The 19,308-nt window shown below is 64.1% G+C and carries 16 protein-coding genes; 14 read left to right on the top strand and 2 right to left on the bottom strand.

The window, feature by feature from the left end:
* Window positions 1-7 precede the first annotated feature (7 nt).
* The gene (locus AAEU42_RS00385) at window positions 8-913 is read right to left on the bottom strand and encodes a LysR family transcriptional regulator (RefSeq protein WP_342231530.1); all 906 of its coding nucleotides are present in this window, start codon (window positions 911-913) and stop codon (window positions 8-10) included.
* 306 nt (window positions 914-1,219) lie between these two features.
* Between AAEU42_RS00385 and AAEU42_RS00380 the strand changes: the two genes are divergently transcribed.
* The 9 genes from AAEU42_RS00380 (at window position 1,220) to AAEU42_RS00340 (ending at window position 10,544) form a co-directional block, all read left to right on the top strand.
* Window positions 1,220-2,329, top strand: a complete 1,110-nt coding sequence (locus AAEU42_RS00380; RefSeq protein ID WP_342231529.1) for a DctP family TRAP transporter solute-binding subunit — start codon at window positions 1,220-1,222, stop codon at window positions 2,327-2,329.
* 85 nt (window positions 2,330-2,414) lie between these two features.
* Window positions 2,415-2,990: a TRAP transporter small permease gene (locus AAEU42_RS00375; protein WP_342231528.1), complete on the top strand. Its 576-nt coding sequence runs from the start codon at window positions 2,415-2,417 to the stop codon at window positions 2,988-2,990.
* Window positions 2,990-4,264: a TRAP transporter large permease gene (locus tag AAEU42_RS00370; protein WP_342231527.1), complete on the top strand. Its 1,275-nt coding sequence runs from the start codon at window positions 2,990-2,992 to the stop codon at window positions 4,262-4,264. The genes AAEU42_RS00375 and AAEU42_RS00370 overlap by 1 nt, the downstream gene beginning before the upstream one ends.
* Window positions 4,265-4,292: 28 nt before the next feature.
* Complete coding sequence (locus AAEU42_RS00365; protein ID WP_342231526.1) at window positions 4,293-5,471, top strand: mandelate racemase/muconate lactonizing enzyme family protein; 1,179 nt, start codon at window positions 4,293-4,295, stop codon at window positions 5,469-5,471.
* Between the two features lie 26 nt (window positions 5,472-5,497).
* Complete coding sequence (locus tag AAEU42_RS00360; RefSeq protein ID WP_342231525.1) at window positions 5,498-6,700, top strand: mandelate racemase/muconate lactonizing enzyme family protein; 1,203 nt, start codon at window positions 5,498-5,500, stop codon at window positions 6,698-6,700.
* Window positions 6,701-6,803: 103 nt separating this feature from the next.
* A complete protein-coding gene (gene larA, locus AAEU42_RS00355) occupies window positions 6,804-8,078 on the top strand; it encodes a nickel-dependent lactate racemase (protein ID WP_342231524.1) in 1,275 nt (424 codons plus the stop codon).
* 13 nt (window positions 8,079-8,091) lie between these two features.
* Complete coding sequence (locus AAEU42_RS00350) at window positions 8,092-8,421, top strand: UxaA family hydrolase (protein WP_342231523.1); 330 nt, start codon at window positions 8,092-8,094, stop codon at window positions 8,419-8,421.
* A complete protein-coding gene (locus AAEU42_RS00345) occupies window positions 8,411-9,580 on the top strand; it encodes a UxaA family hydrolase (RefSeq protein ID WP_342231522.1) in 1,170 nt (389 codons plus the stop codon). Before AAEU42_RS00350 ends, AAEU42_RS00345 begins: the two co-directional genes overlap by 11 nt.
* Window positions 9,581-9,620: 40 nt before the next feature.
* Window positions 9,621-10,544, top strand: a complete 924-nt coding sequence (locus AAEU42_RS00340) for an AEC family transporter (protein ID WP_342231521.1) — start codon at window positions 9,621-9,623, stop codon at window positions 10,542-10,544.
* A 50-nt stretch (window positions 10,545-10,594) separates the two neighbouring features.
* Here AAEU42_RS00340 and asnB read toward each other — a convergent pair whose 3' ends face one another.
* Entirely contained in the window at window positions 10,595-12,436 is a 1,842-nt protein-coding gene (gene asnB, locus AAEU42_RS00335) for an asparagine synthase (glutamine-hydrolyzing) (protein WP_342231520.1), read from the bottom strand.
* 181 nt (window positions 12,437-12,617) lie between these two features.
* On the opposite strand from asnB, the gene AAEU42_RS00330 reads away from it, so the two are divergent.
* From AAEU42_RS00330 to AAEU42_RS00310, 5 genes are all read left to right on the top strand, one after another.
* Entirely contained in the window at window positions 12,618-13,490 is an 873-nt protein-coding gene (locus AAEU42_RS00330; RefSeq protein WP_342231519.1) for an EamA family transporter, read from the top strand.
* Between the two features lie 16 nt (window positions 13,491-13,506).
* On the top strand, window positions 13,507-15,666 hold the full coding sequence (locus AAEU42_RS00325; RefSeq protein ID WP_342231518.1) for a Tex family protein: 2,160 nt from the start codon (window positions 13,507-13,509) through the stop codon (window positions 15,664-15,666).
* 133 nt (window positions 15,667-15,799) lie between these two features.
* The gene (locus AAEU42_RS00320) at window positions 15,800-16,468 is read left to right on the top strand and encodes a hypothetical protein (RefSeq protein WP_342231517.1); all 669 of its coding nucleotides are present in this window, start codon (window positions 15,800-15,802) and stop codon (window positions 16,466-16,468) included.
* A 121-nt stretch (window positions 16,469-16,589) separates the two neighbouring features.
* Window positions 16,590-18,035 (top strand): MerR family transcriptional regulator, encoded by a 1,446-nt coding sequence (locus AAEU42_RS00315; protein WP_342231516.1) that lies wholly within the window; start codon window positions 16,590-16,592, stop codon window positions 18,033-18,035.
* Window positions 18,036-18,085: 50 nt separating this feature from the next.
* Entirely contained in the window at window positions 18,086-19,306 is a 1,221-nt protein-coding gene (locus AAEU42_RS00310; RefSeq protein ID WP_342231515.1) for an alanine racemase, read from the top strand.
* Window positions 19,307-19,308: the final 2 nt, after the last annotated feature.

Raw genomic sequence — 19,308 nt, 5'->3', positions numbered from 1 at the left:
GCGCTCTTTATTCGTACGGATGCTCCCTGGACTCGGCCACCAGCATCGCGCGGAACGCGTCGGCCAGGGGCGGGAGCCGCTCCCCCGCCCGCCAGACCAGGTGGATCTCCCGAGTGAGGGGCACGTCGCTCTCGATCCCCACGGGGACCACGCTGTCGATGTTCAGGAAGGCCTTCGTGGGGATGATGGCGATCCCATCCCCCGCGGCCACCATACCCACCACGCCGTAGTCGCTGTACCCCTCCGCCACCACGTTGGGGCGGAAGCCGTAAGGCGCGCAGAGATCCTCCAGGATCTTGTTGGTGCCAAGCTTGCTGCGGATGTAGACGATCATCTTTTCATCCCGCAGCTCCTCCAGGCTGACCGTCTTTCGCTGGGCGAAGCGGTGTTCCCGACTCACGATGAGGCCGATGGGCTCCTTGTACAAGACCGCGCTGTCCAGCGGGCTGTATTCATCCTCTTTGGTGAAATTGCTGCAGATCCCCAGCTCGCTGCGCCGTTCCAGAACGTCCTGGAGGATGGCCGTTGTGTACTTATAGGCGATGGAAAACCGGGACTCCGGGTTCTGGTGCCGGAAGCGGAGCACCCGCTCGGGCAGATAGAGGGCGTACATGGAGTAGAGGACCGAGATAAAGACGGTGTTGCACTCCAGATCCACCAGGTGGTGGACCGCCGCCACCCCCTCGTCGATCTTCTCCACCGCGCACTTGACATAGTCGTAAAACAGAGAGCCGAATTTCGTCAGCCGGACGTTTCTGCCGTCCTTTTCAAACAGGTGGGCCCCCAGCTCGTATTCCAGATTGCGGACGGCCTTGGAAAGCGCGGGCTGGGAGATGTACAGCGCGTCGGCGGCGCGGGTATAATGCTGCATTTCCGCCACGGTCTTGAAGTAGATCAGAGATTGGAAATTCACAGAGCACACCTCACGTTTTCCTGATATTCCCTATTTTATTGTGTATTCTACACAAAAAACAGCCATCCCACTTACACCCTATACAATTAAGTTATGAATTTCCCATCAAAAGGACTTGGACGCCGGGGCGGAAGGCGGCTATACTGATATTCAGAAGCGAAAAGGCAGATTTCAACCGCTTTCGACAGCCGCCCAGTCAGCGAAGCTCATTATATGGTATGGGTTGGGAAAAAGCAATGGAGAAATTTTCCTGTTCGTGAAAAGGAAACGCAGCAAGAAATGAAAAGATGAAGGGAGCAAAACGACGTGAAAAAGAACTATCAGCGCATCGCAGCGGGGGTCCTTTCCCTGTCCATGATCTTCTCCTTGTCCGCTTGCGGCAGCAGCACGGAGCCCAAAACCAGCGAGGCGCCCGCTGCCAACTCGGACAATGGGGGCGCGCCTACCGGCGATCCCATCGTGATCCGGATCGCGTCCTCGTCCCCCACCGTGGAGTTTGAGGGCGACGGCACCACCTCCCTGGGCATCTCCACCAACTACTTCGTCAACGAGATCGCCAAGCGCACCGACGGGCGGATCACCGCTCAGGTCTTCCCGGACGGTCAGATCGCCTCCTCCACCCAGGAGTACATCGGCGGGCTGCAGAACGGCGCTTTCGACATCGGCATCCTCAACTGCGGCTCCTGGGGCGACTACACCTCCGCCTTCGCCGGTCTGAACATGCCCTATCTCTACCTGGACTACGACGAGGCTTACGCCGTGCTTGACTCCGAGGTGGGCAAGAGCTGGCAGGAGAAAGCCGAGGCGGACACCGGCTGCATCATCCTGGGCTGGTTCGACATCGGCTTCCGTCAGCTGACCTGCAACAACGAGGTCCACACCCCCGACGACCTGAAGGGCGTGAAGATCCGCGTCATGCCCGACCCCATCCAGACCGCCACCTGGGAGGCCCTGGGCTGCGCCGTGACCCCCGTGGCCTATTCCGAGCTCTATACCGCCCTTCAGCAGAAGATGGTGGACGCCCAGGAGAATCCCCCCAGCAACATCGTCTCCTCCAAGGTCTATGAGCTCCAGAACTACATGGTCATCACCAACCACAACTTCACCGCCACCATCCCCGCCGCCAGCCCCATCTTCTGGAACAAGCTGTCCGCCGAGGACCAGCAGCTCATCCGCGACATCATGGTGGAGGCCCAGAACAAGGGCCGGGAGAAGACCGCCGAGCTGGCCGAGGGCTTCATCAAGACGGTGGAGGACGACGCCGGGACCCAGATCATCCGCCTGACCACCGACGAGCTCAAGCAGTTCCAGGACAAGGCCAAGTCCGTGTGGCCCATGGTGGAAAAGCAGATGGGCACCGAGGCCTACAACCAGATGATCGAATTCGTGGAGCAGTACGAGGCCGGTCAGAAATAACGGCTCCCACCGTTTCTCTCCCCAGTGAAAGGCCCGCCCGCCTGCGGGCGGGCCTTTTGCACACTTTTTAAGGAGGTTTTTCCCCGTGAAAGATGGCAAATTTGACCTCAAAACCTTTCTCAACAACATCGAGCTGTACATCGGCACCATCTGCTTCTTTGTCCTGACCGTGATGCTGATGCTCCAGGTGGTCAGCCGGTACGTCCTCAAGCACTCCTTCACCTGGATGGAGGAGTTCGCCACCATCATGTTCGTCTGGATGATCTATCTGGGCGTCTCCGCCGCCGTCACCCACCGCAAGCACCTGCGCATCGACTTTGTGCTCAACATGGTCCCCTTCAAGGTCAAACGGGCCATGCTGATTTTCTCCAACGTGATCTTCGCCGGCTTCAACGTCTACGTCACCTACATCATGGCGGACGTGATCCGCCTGCTGGGCTCCAGCAAGACCACCATGCTCCAGCTTCCCCAGGCCCTTGTCTATTCCGTGATCCCCCTGTCCCTCATCATCACCTGTATCCGGCTGGTGCAGGACACCGCCAAGATGATGAAGGAGAACGAGGAGAACCTGGGCGCCTCCAAGCCCTCCATGGATCTGAACGCCTGTGAGCAGATCTATCAGGAGAAACTGGCGGCCAAAGCGAAAGGAGTGGAGAAGTAATGGCAACTGGTATCATGTTCCTGGTGATGTTCGGGCTCATGTTCCTGGGCGTCCCCATCGCCGTGGCGATCTTCCTGGCCCTGGTGGTGCTGATCGGGATGAACCCCGTCACCACGGCCAACTTCCTGGCCCAGACCCTCTATTCCGGCGTAGCCAACTTTACCATGCTGGCCCTGCCCTTCTTCATGGTGGCCGGCACCATCATGGAGACCGGCGGCCTGTCCAAGCGGCTGGTCAACGCCGCCAAATCCATGATCGGCGGCATCACCGGCTCCCTGGGCATGGTCACCATCATCGCCTGCATGTTCTTCGGGGCTGTCTCCGGCTCCGCCCCCGCCACTGTGGCCGCCATCGGCGCCATCATGATCCCCATGATGGTCCAGGACGGCTACAACAAGTATTACGCCACAGGCCTCACCTGCTGCGCCGGCGGCCTGGGCGTCATTGTGCCCCCCAGCTACCCCATGGTCCTCTACGGCGTGACGGTCAACCAGTCTGTGGGCGACCTGTTCATGGCCGGCCTGGGCCCCGCCCTGGTGGTGGGCGGCATCCTGATGGTCATCAACTACGTCTACTGCAAAAAGCACGGGCTGAAGGGCGACAACAAGTTCAACCTCAAGGCCATGGGCAAGAGCTTCTGGGACGCCAAGTGGGCCCTGGTCATGCCCGTTATCATCCTGGGCGGCATCTACGGCGGCTACTTCACCGCCACCGAGGCCGCCGTGGTGGCCGCCGTCTACGGCATCATCGTCGGTCTGTTCGTGTATAAAGAGCTCAAGTTCGTCAAGCTGTGGGAGATCTTCCGGGACAACACCGCCTTCATCGCCGGCACCATGTTCGTCATGGCCCCCGCCAAGGCCACGGGCCAGGTGTTCGCCTACCTGAACATCACCAAGATCATCTCCGACTTCCTCTTCAGCATCTCCACCAACTACTACGTCATCCTCTTCCTCATCTTCATCATCCTCTTCATCGTGGGCATGTTCGTCCAGACCACCCCGGCCATCGTCATCCTGGCCCCCACGCTGCTGGCCGTGGTGCAGCAGGTGGGCGTGGACCCCATCCACTTCGGCATCATCATGACCCTGGCCCTGGCCATCGCCTTCGTCACCCCGCCGGTGGCCCTCAACCTGTTTGTCGGCTCGTCCATGACGGGCATCAGTATCGACAAGATCACAAAGGCGGCCATCCCCTTCCTCATCGGCCTCATCGTCGCCTTCTTTGTGGTGGCCTTCTGTCCCCCCATCTCCCTGGCCATCCTGGGCCGGGGCTGAGAAACCAGCAATGTAAGGAGCATCTGATATGAAAATCACAAAAGTAGACGTCCTGCATCTGAAAACCAACCTGAAAAACGGCCACTGGCGCCCCATCGTCTGCCGCATCTACACCGACGAGGGCATCTACGGCGACGGCGAGGCCGCCCTGGCCTACGGCGAGGCCCAATCCGCCGCCTTCGGCATCGTTCAGAACTTCGCCAAGCTCATCATCGGCATGAACCCCCTGGACCACGAGATCATCTGGGACAAGCTCTACCGCTCCACCTTCTGGGGCCAGAACGGCGGCCCGGTCATCTTCGCCGGCATCTCCGCCATCGACATCGCCCTGTGGGACATCAAGGGCAAGTTCTACAACGCCCCCGTCTACCAGCTCTTGGGCGGCAAGCGCCGGGAGAAGCTGCGCACCTACGCCAGCCAGCTCCAGTTCGGCTGGGGCCCCGACGTCATCCCCCAGCGCACCCCGGAGGACTACGCCCGGGAGGCCAAGAAGGCTGTGGCCGAGGGCTACGACGCTATCAAGATCGACTTCTTCACCTTCAAGCCCGACGAGGGGAACTTCGGCGATACCGACCGCATCGGCCTGCTCAGCCCCGAGTACCTGCGGATGTACGAGGCCCGGGTGAAGGCGGTGCGGGAGGCCATCGGCCCTGACGTGGACATCATCATTGAGAACCACTCCTTCACCGACGCCCAGTCTTCCGCCCAGCTGGGCAACCTGGTGAAAAAGTACGGCATCTTCTACTTCGAGGAGCCCACCACCCCCACCCCCCAGCTGTCCAAGTTTGTCCATGATGAGACGGGCCTGCCCGTGGCCAACGGCGAACGCATCTACACCCGCTGGCAGTACATCGAGTACTTCAAGCAAAACGCCATCCAGGTCATCCAGCCCGACGTGGGCACCTGCGGCGGCATCACCGAGATCAAGAAGATCTGCGATATGGCCTACGTCTTCGACGTGGGGGTCCAGGTCCACGCCTGCGGCAGCCCCATCTCCACCGCCGCCGCCCTCCACCTGGAGTGCGCCATCCCCAACTTCGTCATCCACGAGCACCACACCTACGCCCTCAGCCCCTACAACCGGGAGCTGTGCATCCATGACTATCAGCCCGTGGACGGCAAGTACGCGCCCCCCGAGCTGCCCGGCCTGGGCCAGGAGCTGAGCGAGGCCGCCTTCCGCAACTGCGACAAGATCACCATCCAATAAACCGACGGGTCATTAGGAGGCTGTTTATGAAAATCACCAAGGTCGACGTATACGTGCTGGATGCCGGCGAGCAGCGCGGCGCCCGCTATCCCATCTGCTGCCGCATCCACACCGACGAGGGCATCTACGGCGACGGCGAGGCAGGCATCGCCTACGGCACCGGCTATACCGCCGCCTACGGCATGGTCATCGACATGGCCCGCCACATCATCGGCATGGACCCCATGAACACCGAGCTCATCTGGGAGACCATTTTGAAGGGCACCTTCTGGGGCCAGGGCGGCGGCGTGGTGGTCTTTTCCGGCATGTCGGCCATCGACATCGCCCTCATGGACATCAAGGGCAAGAAGCTGGGGGTGCCCATCTACCAGCTTTTGGGCGGCAAGTGCCGGGACGAGCTGCGCTGCTACGCCAGCCAGCTCCAGTTCGGCTGGACCACTAAGATCGGCCCCTGGGGCGCCACCAAGGAATACGTGGACATCGTCCGCCACGCCATCAGCGAGGGCTACGACGCGGTGAAGATCGACTTCACCACCTATGATGAGAACGGCAAGAAGATCCCCCACCTGGCCAAGGAGGGCTTCCCCGACCGCAGCCTCTATCGCCGCATTGAGGAGCGGATGGCCGCCATCCGGGAGGAGTTCCCCTACATCGACATCATCGTGGAGAACCACTGCCAGACCGACCTGAACTCCGCCATCCGCATCGGCGAGCTGTGCGACAAGTACGACATGATGGCCTATGAGGAGCCCGTCACCATGCTCAACCCCGATATGATGAAGGAGCTCCACCAGCGCGTCCGCACCCCCCTGGCCGCCGGAGAGCGCATCTACGCCCGCTGGGGCTACTACAACTTCTTCAAGGACAACTCCCTCCAGCTCATCCAGCCCGACGCCTGCAACTGCGGCGGCATCACCGAGCTGAAGAAGATCGCCGATATGGCCCACGTCTTTGACGCCCGGGTCCAGGTCCACGTGGCCGGCGCCGTCATCACCAACGCCGCCTCCATCCAGCTGGAGGCCGCCATCCCCAACTTCGGCATCCACGAGCACCACTTCCGCACCACCCAGGAGTGTATCAACAAGCTGGGCAAGTATGAGATGCAGCCGGTGAACGGAAAGTACCTCATCCCCGACCGCCCCGGCCTGGGCCAGGAGCTGTCCGACTTCGCCATCGAGACCGCCCTGATGCACGAGACCGTGGATCAGTACGTCCCCGCCGCGCAGTAAGCGTTTTCCCGCCGCGCGCCTGATCCCAACCGCGAACCGGTCTCCTTCCGCAAGGGGCCGGTTCGCGGCGTTCTGCGCCGGGACATGGATTGGAGCTGATACCTTGAAAGAAATCGCCATCCCCTATGAGCGGGGCACCCTGCCCCTCCACATCGAAGAGGCCGCCCTGGAGGCGGTCCTCACCGCCCGCGTCCACAGCTACCGTCCCCCGGCGGGGGAGGAGGAGTTGGTCCGCCAGGCCCTCGCCGCCCCCATCGGCACGCCTCCCCTGCGGGAGCTGGCCCGGGGGAAAGACAAGGTGGTTGTGGTCACCAGCGACCACACCCGGGCCGTCCCCAGCAAAATCACCCTCCCCCTCCTGCTGGAGGAGATCCGGTCGGGGAATCCCCGTGCCGACATCACCATCCTGATCGCCACCGGCCTCCACCGGCCCACCACCGAGGCCGAGCAGCGCAGCATGTTCGGCGACGCCATCGTGGACCACGAGCGCATCGCCGTCAACGACGCCTTCCGGCCGGAGGACTTCGTGTCCATGGGCCAGCTCCCCTCCGGGGCCGGCTTCCTGGTCAACCGCCTGGCGGTGGAGTGCGACCTGCTGATTACGGAGGGCTTCATCGAGCCCCACTTCTTCGCCGGCTTCTCCGGCGGGCGCAAGAGCATCCTCCCCGGCATCTGCAGCGAAAAGACGGTCAATGAGAACCATAGCTTCCGCGCCATTTCCAGCCCCTACGCCAAGACCGGCGTGCTGGAGCGCAACCCCATCCACGAGGACATGGTGGTGGCGGCCCGGCGGGTCAACACGGCCTTCATCCTCAACGTGGCCCTGGGGGAGCGCAAGGAGATCATCGCCGCCTTCGCCGGAGACGTGGAGGAGGCCCACGCCGCTGGCGTGGACTTCATCCGGGCCCAGTCCCAGTGCCCCGCCGTGAAGGGGGACATCGTCGTCACCTCCAACGGCGGCTACCCCCTGGACCAGAACCTCTACCAGTCCCCCAAGGCGGTGGCCACCGCCGAGGCCTGCTGCAAGCCCGGGGCGGTCATCATCATGTGCTGCTCCTGCGTGGACGGCATGGGGGGCACCCACTTTGAACAGCTCATCACCATGGGCACGCCCGAGGAGATCGAGGCCTACCTCTCCCGCATCCCGCCCCAGGAGACCATCCCCGAGCAGTGGTGCCCCCAGATCTACGCCCGCATCCTGAAAAAGCACCCCATCATCCTGGTGACCACCCACCTGGACCCCCAGCTGGTCCGCAAGGCCAACATGATCCCGGCCGCCAGCCCGGATGAGGCCCTGGCCCTGGCCCGCCGCATGAAGGGACAGGACGCCAGAGTGGTGGTCATCCCGGACGGCGTGGCCGTGCTGGCGGTCCCATAAAGGAGGAGACACAATGGAAGAAAAAATGATCGCCCTTCAGGTCCACGAGAAGGACAACGTGGCCACCATCTTCGCCAACGGGGTCCGGGACGGGGCCCAGGTGGAGCTGCGGGACAAAAAGGGCTCGGCGGAGCTTCTCCGGGTTATCGGTGACGTCCCCTACGGGCACAAGATCGCCGTCCGGGACATCCCCCTGGGGGAGCGCATCGTCAAATACGGCGAGGAGATCGGCGTGGCCACCCGGCCCATCCGAAAGGGCGAGTACGTCCACGTCCACAACCTGGACAGCATGCGGGGCCGGGGCGACCTGCCCCGGAGGGAGGAGACGGAACATGAGGCATGAGTTTATGGGCTATGTCCGCCCGGACGGCCAGGTGGGCTGCCGCAACCACGTGGCCGTCATCCCCAGCGTCACCTGCGCCGGGGACGTGGCCTCCGCCGTGGTCCGGCAGGTGGCCGGGTGCGTGGGCTACTTCCACCACCAGGGCTGCTGCCAGCTCCCCCCCGACCTGGACCGGGTGACCGAGACCCTCATCTCCCTGGGGTGCAGCCCCAACGTGGGGGCCGCCCTGGTCATCAGCCTGGGCTGCGAGGGGACCGACACCGAGCGTCTGATTGCCGAGCTGCGGGCCACCGGCAAGCCCGTGCGGGTGGTCCGCATCCAGGAGCTTGGCGGCGTGAGCTCGGCCATCAAGGCCGGCATCGACGCCGCCCAGGAGCTGGTCATGGAGATTTCCGGCCTCCAGCGCCAGCCGGTGGGCATCGACCGGCTGGTCATGGCCATCAAGTGCGGCGGCTCGGACACCACCTCCGGCATGGCCTCCAACTGCGTTATCGGCTACGTGGCCGACAAGCTGGTGGACCTGGGGGCCACCGTAGTCTTTGGAGAGACCACGGAATTTTTGGGCGGCGAGCACCTGCTGGCCCGCCGGGCCGTCACCCCGGAGGTGGGGAAGAAAATCTACGATATCGTGGACAAGATGGAGGCCCGGGCCCGCAGCCTGGGCTGCGACATGCGCCGGGGCCAGCCCACCCCCGGGAACATCGAGGGCGGGCTCTCCTCCATCGAAGAAAAGAGCCTGGGGGCCATCGTCAAGAGCGGCACCCGCCCCATCCAGGGCGTCATGGAATACCCCGAGCGGGCGGGGGACCGGAAGGGCCTTTGGATCAAGGACACCCCGGGGCGGGAGCCGGAGATTTTGACCGGCATGGCCGCCACCGGCGCCCAGTTCATGATGTTCTCCACCGGCCGGGGCGCCCCCCAGGGCTTCCCCACCATGCCGGTGCTGAAGATCTGCGGCAACCCCAACACCTACGAAAACATGCGCCACGACATGGATTTGAACGCCGGGCGCATCATCACCGGGGAGGCCAGCATCGAGGAGGTGGGGGAGGAGGCCTTCCGGGCCGCCCTGGCCCTCCTCTCCGGCCGGCAGACCAAGAACGAGACCCTGGGCTACCACAGCTCCATCGATATCTACACGATGGGCCCCGTCATCTGACCCGGCCCCTTCACAGGTCCGGCGAGGGAGGTGCGAGCCGTTGGACCATCTGGGCAGTCTCCTTTTGGTGATCGGGACCATGATGCTGATGATCGCCCTGGGCTTTCTGGCCGCCCGGCGGGGCATCCTGAGCGAGAGCGGCCGAAAGAGCGTCACCGACCTGGTCATCGACGTCATTTTCCCCTGTTACGTGCTCAATAGCTTCATCCACAACATCGGGCTTCTGGACGGGGCGGAAATGCTCTTCGTCCTGGCCGCGGGGGTGCTGGTCCAGGGCGGGCTCCTGCTGGTCAACTGCTTCCTCTACCGCGGGCAGCCCCCGGACCGGCGGGCCGTCCTCCGGTACGGCACGGCGGTGTCCAACTCCGCCTTCCTGGGCCTGCCCCTGGTGGGGAGCGTCTTTGGCGACCCCGGGCTGGTCTACGCCTCCATCTTCGTCATCGCCCTCAGGATCAACACCTTCGGCGTGGCGGTGAATTACTTCCACACGGGGCGGAAGGATTTCCGGGGCCAGCTCAAGGCCGTCCTCCTCCAGCCCTCCATCCTGGCCACGGCGGTGGGCATCGTCATCATGCTGACCCGGTGGAGGCCCCCGGAGTGGGGCGTCAGCGTCATCTCCTCCCTGGCCGCCTGCTCCACTCCCCTGTCCATGCTCACCATCGGGGCGGTCATCCACGCCTACTCCAAGGAGATGCGGCTGGACCTTTTGACGGTCCAATATACCCTGCTCCGGCTGATCCTCATCCCCGCGGCGCTGTTCCTCCTCTTCTCCGCCGCAGGGGCGGCCCCCCTGCTGCGGGGGACCGCCGTCCTGCTGGGGGCCATGCCGGCGGGGACCACCATGGTCCTCTTCGCCGACAAGTACGGCCAGGGCGCCAGCTTCGCGGGCAAGCTGGTACTGGTCACCACCCTCTTTTCCATGCTCACCCTGCCCGTTTGGAGCTACCTCTGCCTGACTCTTTGACACGAAAAACCGGCGGCAAATGCCGCCGGTTTTTCGCGCCCACAGGGCCCTTATCCGATCCCGAACTCCTCCATCCAGGCGTTGACCTGGATGAGATACCCAAGCATCTGCGGCCCGGCCATCAGCTGCCCGAACCAGGGCTTCCCGTAGTCCCCGGCGTCCCGCAGCAGCCCTTCCCGCAGGGCCTTGGCGTCCACCAGCGCTTGAATGGGCGCGTTCGGGTCGTCCAGCAGAGCCAGCACCCCCGCCCGGACCAGCTGCTCGTAAAGCGGGTTGTGGGTCTTGGGGTAGGGGGACTTGGGCCGCAGCCGCACGTCCTCGGGGAGGAGCCCCTCGGCGGCGTCCCGCAGCACCTGCTTGCGCCGCCCCCCCATGGCCTTCATCTCCCAGGGGATGTTCCACACGTACTCCACCAGATGGTGGTCGCAGAAGGGCACCCGCACCTCCAGCCCGGAGGCCATGCTCATCCGGTCCTTCCGGTCCAGCAGGGTGGCCATGAACCAGTTGAGGTTGAGCCACCCCACCTCCCGCCGCCGGGCGGCCTCCCCCGTTTCCCCGGCCAGCCGGGGGGTGGACGCCGTCCAGTCGGCGTAGGTCTGGTTGACATAATCTTCAATGTTTAGCCCGGTCCATACGGGGGCGAACACCTCCGACCGGGGGGAGAGGTCCACGCACCAGGGGAAGGTGGGGGCGTTCAAAAGGTCCTCCCGCTCGAACCAGGGGTAGCCCCCGAACACCTCGTCGGCGCACTCCCCGGACAGGGCCACGGTGTGGGTCTTCTTCACCTGGCGGCAGAAATAGAGGAGGGAGGCGTCCACGTCCGCCATCCCCGGCAGGTCCTTGTACCGGGCCGCCTCGGACAGCAGGGCCGCCAGCTCCGGGATGGGGCAGGTCAGCACCCTGTGCCGGGTGTGGAAGGCCTCCACCATCCGTTTCACCCAGGGGGAATCGTTGTCAGGCTGAAATAAAGAGGGGGTAAAATACTTATCGTTATCAGTATAATCAAAGGAGTAGGTCTCCAGGGGCGGCAGGCCCCGGCGGGCGTGATCCCTGGCGGCCACGGCGGTGATGACGCTGGAGTCCAGCCCCCCGGAGAGGAAGGTGCACAGGGGCACGTCGCTGACCAACTGCCGGGTGATGGCCCCGGTGACCAGCTCCCGCACCCGCTCCACCGTGGTGTCGTAGTCGTCGGTGTGGGGGCGGCTCTCCAGGGTCCAGTACCGGCCCTTTTTCAGCCCGTTGGCGTCGAAGGTGAGCCAGCACCCCGGCTCCAGGGCCTCCACTCCGGCAAAGACTCCCGATCCCGGCGTCCGGGCGGGCCCCAGGCCCAGCACCTCCCGCCAGGTGTCCCCGTCCGCCCTGGGCTCCAGCCCGGGGTACTGGAAAAGGGCCTTCAGTTCCGAGGCAAAAATGAACTCTGTTCCACGGTTGACATAAAAGAATGGCTTTACCCCAAACCGGTCCCGGCAGGCGAAAAATTTCCGCTTGAGCCCGTCCCAGAGGACAAAGGCGTAAATGCCCTCCAAATGCCGCCCCACGTCCTCGCCGTACTCCATGCAGGCGTAGAGGAGCACCTCGGTGTCGGTCCGGGTGGTGAACTGGTATCCCTGGGCCTTCAGGTCCCTGCGCAGCTGGGGGGTGTTGTAGAGCTCCCCGTTGTAGGTGAGCACGAACCGGGCCGTCCCCAGGGCCCGCTCCATGGGCTGCCTGCCGTTGTCCGGGTCGATGACCGCCAGCCGCCGGTGGACCAGTACCCCGGCCTCCCCCTGCCACTGCCCCTTGTCGTCGGGGCCCCGGTGGTTGAGCTTCTCCCCCATCCGCTCCCCCACCTCGCCCCAAACAGGCGTCGTATTGTCCCGGCTGAAATCGCAAAAACCGGCGATCCCGCACATAGTACCATCCCTTTCGCCGGTTTTTCCGGCCAGATTTGCCCGCCTTTGGACGGTATTAGTTTATGCGGCGGCCCCCTGTTTGACACTCCTTTCAATCTCTCCCGTCTCCATAGGCCCGTCCCCTTTTTCTGGACAGACCGCCCCCAAATAGAGTATAATTTGCGGGAAAGGACTGACCGCTATGTGGCTCGCCTGCGCCTTCGCCTCCGCCGGGTTCGCCGGCCTCACCGCCGTGCTGGCCAAGATCGGCGTAAGGGACGTCAACTCCCACCTGGCCACCGCCCTGCGGACGGTGGTGGTGGCCCTCTTCGCCTGGGGGATGGTCTTTCTCGTGGGCTCCCAGCACACTCTGGGCGCCGTCTCCCCCAAGACCTGGCTCTTTCTCATTCTCTCGGGCCTCGCCACCGGAGCCTCCTGGCTGTGTTACTTCCGGGCCCTCCAGCTGGGCAGCGTCAACCAGGTGGCCCCCATCGACAAGTCCAGCACCGTCCTCACCATGGCCCTGGCCTTCCTCTTCCTGGGGGAACCCTTGGGGCCGGCACAGGTTTCGGGAATGGTTCTGATGCTTGCGGGCACCCTCCTGATGCTGGAGCGCAAGGCCCCGGCCCCCGCCGAGGCCAAGCCCGCGGGGAAGGGCTGGCTCTTCTGGGCCCTCCTCTCCGCCCTCTTCGCCTCCCTCACCGCCATTTTGGGCAAGGTGGGCATCCAGGGGGTGGAGTCCAACCTGGGCACCGCCGTGCGCACCATGGTGGTGCTGGTCCTGGCCTGGGCCATCGTCCTGGCGGGCGGGAAGCACCGGGAGATCAGCGCCATCCAGCCCCGGAGCTGGCTCTTCCTCCTCCTCTCCGGCCTCGCCACCGGCGCTTCCTGGCTTTTCTACTACCGGGCCCTCCAATCAGGCCCCGCCAGCGTGGTGGCCCCTATCGACAAGCTGAGCATCCTCGTTACCATCGCCTTCTCCCGCCTCTTCCTGGGGGAGAAGCTGACCCACAAGGCCGCTTTGGGTCTAGCGCTTCTCACCGCCGGGACCCTGGCGCTGCTGCTGAAAATCTGACCGCAAGGAGTTATCTATGGACACCATCTCTCAAATCCTGGCCCGGGAGCTGAACCAGCCGGAACATTATGTCAACAACGTGGTGGCCCTCCTGGACGAGGGCAACACCATCCCCTTCATCGCCCGCTACCGCAAGGAGCTCCACGGCGCCATGGACGACACCGTCCTCCGGGACCTGGCCGACCGGCTCCAATACCTGCGGAACCTGGACAAGCGCCGGGAGGAGGTCAAGCACTCCATCGACGAGCAGGGCAAGCTGTCCGAGGAGCTTGCCGCCGCCATCGACGCCGCCGCCACCCTGGCGGAGGTGGAGGACCTCTACCGCCCCTACAAGCAAAAGCGCCGCACCCGGGCCACCATGGCCAGGGAAAAGGGCCTGGAGCCCCTGGCCGACCTCCTCCTGGCCCAGGCCCCCGACTGTCCTGAGCCTCTCATCGCCGCCCAGGATTATGTCAACCCGGAACTGGGGGTGGAGACGGCGGAGGATGCCCTGGCGGGGGCCTCCGACATCATCGCGGAGCGGGTCTCCGACGACGCCGACCTGCGCAAGCTCCTGCGCCAGCTCTATGAGAAAAAGGCCCTCCTGGTCTCCGACGCCAAGGACGCCGAGCCGGAGGACACGGTATACCGCCTCTATTACGACTTCCGCACCCCCCTCTCCCGGGCCCAGGGCCACCAGATTTTGGCCATCAACCGGGGGGAACGGGAGGAGGTTTTGAAGGTCAAGGTGGAGCTGGACCGGGACCTTGCCCTCCCCCTTATCAACCGCCGGATCATCCGCCCCGGCTCGGCTTCTATGGCCTTCCTCCGCGCCGCCGTGGAGGACGCCTGGGACCGGCTGCTGGAGCCCTCCATGGAGCGGGAAGCCCGCTCCGCCCTCACCGACCGGGCCAACGAGGGGGCCATCCACATGTTCGGGGTCAACCTGAAGCCCCTGCTCATGCAGCCGCCGGTGAAGGGCCGGGTCACCATGGGACTGGACCCCGGCTACCGCAACGGCTGCAAGGTGGCGGTGGTGGACCCCACCGGCAAGGTGCTGGACACGGCGGTGGTCTACCCCACCTTTAACGAGAACAAGAAGCGGGAGGCCATCGCCGCCCTTTCCAAGCTGGTGAAAAAGCACCGCGTGGAGCACATCGCCATCGGCAACGGCACCGCCTCCAAGGAGACCGAGCTGATGACCGCCGAGCTCATCAAGGAGCTGGGCGGCGGGGTCAGCTACATGGTGGTCAGCGAGGCGGGGGCCAGCGTCTACTCCGCCTCCAAGCTGGCCGCCGAGGAGTTCCCCCAGTACGACGTGAACCTGCGCTCGGCGGTGTCCATCGCCCGGCGGCTTCAGGACCCCCTGGCGGAGCTGGTGAAGATCGATCCCCAGGCCATCGGCGTGGGCCAGTACCAGCACGATATGCCCCAGGCCCGGCTGGACGAGACCCTCTCCGGCGTGGTGGAGGACTGCGTCAACGCCGTGGGGGCGGACTTGAACACCGCCTCCGCCCCCCTTCTGAGCCGGGTGGCGGGGCTCAACAACACCACGGCCAAGAACATCGTCAAATACCGGGAGGAGAACGGGGCCTTCACCGCCCGCAAGCAGCTTTTGAAGGTGCCCAAGCTGGGCCCCAAGGCCTTCCAGCAGTGCGCGGGCTTCCTCCGGGTGCCCGAGAGCAAGAACGTCCTGGACAACACCGGTGTCCACCCCGAGAGCTACGACGCCGCGTCCGGCCTTCTGGAGCTGTGCGGCTACACCCTCAAGGACGTGGAGGCCCGGGCCATCGACGATCTCCCCCAACGCCTCGCCGCCCACGGGGAGGCGCTGGCGGCGGAGGAGCTGGGGGTGGGCTTGCCCACCCTCCGGGACGTGGTGAAGGAGCTGATGAAGCCCGGCCGGGACCCCCGGGACGAGCTGCCCGCCCCCCATCTGCGCACCGACGTGATGGACATGAAGGATTTGAAGCCGGGGATGGAGCTCACCGGCACGGTGCGCAACGTCATCGACTTCGGGGCCTTTGTGGACATCGGGGTCCACCAGGACGGGCTGGTGCACATCTCCCAGCTCTCTGAGCGGCGGGTGAAGCACCCCGGGGAGGTGTGCGCCGTGGGGGATGTGGTCACCGTGTGGGTCCTGGAGGTGGACGAGAAGAAGAAACGCATCTCTTTGACGATGAAAAAGCCGAGTTAAGACACCGGGCATTTCTGTTTTCTGATAACCCATACATTGTTTTGCTTCCAAACTCTCGTACTCTGTCCTACCCTTGCTTTCCTGCCTTTTCAGCCCACGCCTGCCAACTGAAATAAAAATTGCCCTTCTCCATTTGGAAAGGAAGTATTTCGGCATGTGGAACGACATTTTCCTTGTAGTCCTGAGTATCATTTTCTTTCTCTTGTTTTTCCTGTGCATCAAAAGCAAACACAGAAAACCATTGTTTATCTTAATCGTGCTCTTGATTTCCTGCTACGGCTTTTTCGCGAATATTTATCCCGTGGAAAATCTATTTTACTCCTTTCCCACAGCGGAGCGCGCGGCCGACTACATCTGCTCAGGAGAACTGCTTGGAATTGTGGAGGGAACTGATTCCGCTCTGTTGGTCTATACGGACCCGCCCAACACGATCCACACTGTGATCCTCCCCCGAAGCGAAGGCGGCTATCACCTGGGCAGCAATTCCACGAGAAAGGAATTTGCCGAAAACCGCGATACAAAATATTTTGCCCAGCTTTTGGGGTGCCCTGGGAGGGAGGACCGGTATTGGTACATCTCCGGTCCATTGGAGGGCAGTTCCGTGACGATCGCAGACAGCTCCGGCTCCGCCTTCGTCACCAGCCTTAGAGATATTGGCTATTCCAGCATCGAGGAAAAAGAACTTTTTCACTTCATTTCCTTTGCCCTGCTGAACCCGACGAATGATGATACTTTCCATGTCACCATCACCGACACGGGAGAAACGACAGACCTCACGTTTGAAGATGTTTCCCCAGGCTGACGGGTGCGGCGGCGTATTTCTCCGTTCTTTCCATCAGAGTACAATTTTTGCCCCCATTTTATCGAAAAGTCTTGACTGTCGAGCCGCTTGACACCTTATACTGCCCCCAGGAGGTGGTTTCATGACCATCAAAGAACTGGAACAGGCCGTTGGGATGACCCGGGCCAACATCCGCTTTTACGAGCAGGAGGGCCTACTCTCCCCCGCCCGGGCGGCCAACGGCTACCGGGATTACAGTGAGGCCGACGCCGCCGCTTTGGAAAAGATCAAGCTCCTGCGTCAGCTCCATATGGACCTGGACACCATCCGCTCCCTCCAGCGGGGAGAGCTCCCCCTCACCGCCGCCCTGGAACGGCAGCTGCGCCAGCTGGAGGCCGACCAGGCGGCCCTGGACCGGGCCCGGGACGTGTGCGCCCAGCTTCGGGCCTCCGGGGCGGACTACGCCGCCCTGGACGCCGCCCCCTGGCTCAGGGAGCTGGAAAAGGCCCCGGCCTCGGAGCGGTTCGCCCCGCCGAAGGACGAGGCCCCTCCCCTGCCGGGCCACTCCTGGCGGAGGCTCTTCGCCCGGACCCTGGATCTGGCCCTTTACAGCCTGCCCTTTACCGTCGCCGAGGTCCTGATCCTCCGCTTTCCGCCCCATTTGACCACCAACTTCTTCTTTCAGCTCTTCGACAGCTATCTCGCCTTTGCCCTCATGTTTTTGCTGGAACCCCTCCTGCTCCACTTTTGGGGCACCACTCCCGGGAAGTTCGTCTTCGGCATTACCCTGCGGGACGCGGACGGTGAAAAGCTCTCCACCGCCGCCGCCCGGAAGCGGCTGGGGACCCTCTTCGCCCAGGGCATGGGCTACGGCCTCCCCTTCTACAACCTGTGGCGCTACTACAAAAGCTGGAAGGCCTGCGACATCGGGGAGCGCAGCCCTTGGGCCTGGAGCGCCGACGACGGCCGGGCCGAACGGCTGGAGATCCCGGAGAGCTCCTGGCGGTGCTTCGCCTTTGCGGGGGCATATGGCGCCTTACTGGCCCTGGTGCTCGTCATCACCCTTCAGGGCCAGCTCCCGCCCCACCGGGGGCCGCTGACCCCGGAGCAATTTGCGGATAACTACAATTTCTACTTGGATTACCTCTATGAAAACGCCCTTCATCTGACAGCGGAGGGCACCGAGAAAGCGCCGCCGGGCAACGCGATCGCCATTGAACCGTTCCCCGCCCAGGTAAAGCGGTGGAGCCCCATCCTCACCGGCGGGGAGGTCACCGGCTTCACCTACGAGCTGGAGCTCTCCACCGGCGGGTTCCTGGCCGCGGCCTTCGTCAGCTCCGCCCAGCCCATCGGCCTGCTGTCCTATGCCGGAGCCCTGCCCCAGGTGAACTGCCTAAATTTCCACCCGGACGAGTGGGTGGCCCAGCTCCCCACCGAACAGTGGAATTACGACCTCACCTACCGGGGCGTGCGCATCACCCAGACGGCCCGGTTTACCGGCGTCGAGGGCACCCCCGGCTCCTTCATCGAGGTCCCGGAGGGGCAGAAGGTCGGGCTGCGGCTGGAATTTACCGTTCAAAACGCGTAGGGCCCGGAAGCGGACGGCCGCTCCGAAGCCACAGCCCCAAGGAGGCGGACATGTTGGACCTAAAAGAGGTCATTTTAGAGCAGGCCCGGCGCTATGACAGCTTTTACCTCTATGACGAGCGCGGCATCGACGACGCCGTCCGCCGCCTGAAAACGGATCTGGGGGCCGCGGAGTTTCTCTACTCGCTGAAAGCCAACCCCCACCCGGCGGTGGCGGAGAGCCTCTTCGCCCATGGCCTGGGCGCCGACGCCGCCAGCCTGGCCGAGGTCGAGCAGGCCCATCGGAGCGGGCTGGGGCCGGAGCGGATCCACTACTCCGCCCCGGGAAAGCGGACCGTGGATCTGGAGGGGGCGCTGGAACGCTCCACCCTCATCGCCGACAGCCTGGAGGAGATCGCCCTCATCCAGCGCCTCGCCGCGGCGCGGCGGATCACCGCCAAAATAGGGGTCCGCATCAATCCCGGCTTTACCTTTGCGGGGGACGGCGGCCAGCCCTCCAAATTTGGGATCGACGAGGCCCTGGCCTTTCAGGCGGTCCCGGCGTGGAAGGCCCTTCCCAACGTCAGGATCGCGGGCATCCACGTCCATTTGCGCAGCCAGGAGCTCCACGCCCCGGTGCTGGAGGGCTATTACCGCAGGGTCCTCGCCCTGGCCGCCGCCTTTCAGAAGGCCCTGGGGGAGAAGCTGGAATTTGTCAACCTGGGCTCCGGCCTGGGCATCCCCTATGGGGAGGGGGACCGCCCCCTGGACACCAAGGACCTGGGCAGGCGGACCGCCCGGCTGGCGGAGGCCTTCCGGGAACGGCTGCCCGGGGCCCGGCTTATTTTGGAGACGGGCCGCTACGCGGTGGGCAAAAGCGGGTACTATATCACCAGGGTGCTGGACCGGAAGGAGTCCATGGGGACCACCTTCCTTATCCTCAGCAATACCCTCAACGGCTTCCTCCGCCCCTGCCTGGCCCAGCTGGTGGCCAATTACGCGGGGGACGGCGTCCCCGCCGGGAGCGAGCCCCTCTTTACCGCCGTGGACGCCTTTCCCTGTGAGGCGCTGACCGGCGAAGGGCCGGAGGAGACCGTCACGCTGGTGGGGAATCTGTGCACCGCTTCGGACGTGATCGCACGGGACGTCACCCTGCCCAGGCTCCTGCGGGGAGACCTGGTCGTGGTCAAGAACGCCGGGAGCTATGGGGCGGTGCTGTCCCCCATGCAGTTCTCCTCCCAGCCGCCCCCGGCCCAGCTCTTCCTCTCCCGGGACGGCGTTGTGACCGGGTAAAA

Origin of the sequence: Pseudoflavonifractor phocaeensis (genome assembly GCF_038439875.1) — a bacterium.
In the GTDB taxonomy this organism is placed as follows: Bacteria; Bacillota; Clostridia; order Oscillospirales; family Oscillospiraceae; genus Vermiculatibacterium.
Note: the sequence above shows the minus strand (reverse complement) of the source record. Positions and strands in the feature narration are given on the sequence as shown.

Coding starts and splice junctions, on each gene's coding strand:
- AAEU42_RS00370 (WP_342231527.1), top strand. CDS start 2,990: ATGGCAACTGGTATCATGTTCCTGGTGATGTTCGGGCTCATGTTCCTG.
- AAEU42_RS00365 (WP_342231526.1), top strand. CDS start 4,293: ATGAAAATCACAAAAGTAGACGTCCTGCATCTGAAAACCAACCTGAAA.
- AAEU42_RS00360 (WP_342231525.1), top strand. CDS start 5,498: ATGAAAATCACCAAGGTCGACGTATACGTGCTGGATGCCGGCGAGCAG.
- AAEU42_RS00350 (WP_342231523.1), top strand. CDS start 8,092: ATGGAAGAAAAAATGATCGCCCTTCAGGTCCACGAGAAGGACAACGTG.
- AAEU42_RS00345 (WP_342231522.1), top strand. CDS start 8,411: ATGAGGCATGAGTTTATGGGCTATGTCCGCCCGGACGGCCAGGTGGGC.
- asnB (WP_342231520.1), bottom strand. CDS start 12,436: ATGTGCGGGATCGCCGGTTTTTGCGATTTCAGCCGGGACAATACGACG.
- AAEU42_RS00330 (WP_342231519.1), top strand. CDS start 12,618: ATGTGGCTCGCCTGCGCCTTCGCCTCCGCCGGGTTCGCCGGCCTCACC.
- AAEU42_RS00325 (WP_342231518.1), top strand. CDS start 13,507: ATGGACACCATCTCTCAAATCCTGGCCCGGGAGCTGAACCAGCCGGAA.
- AAEU42_RS00315 (WP_342231516.1), top strand. CDS start 16,590: ATGACCATCAAAGAACTGGAACAGGCCGTTGGGATGACCCGGGCCAAC.
- AAEU42_RS00310 (WP_342231515.1), top strand. CDS start 18,086: ATGTTGGACCTAAAAGAGGTCATTTTAGAGCAGGCCCGGCGCTATGAC.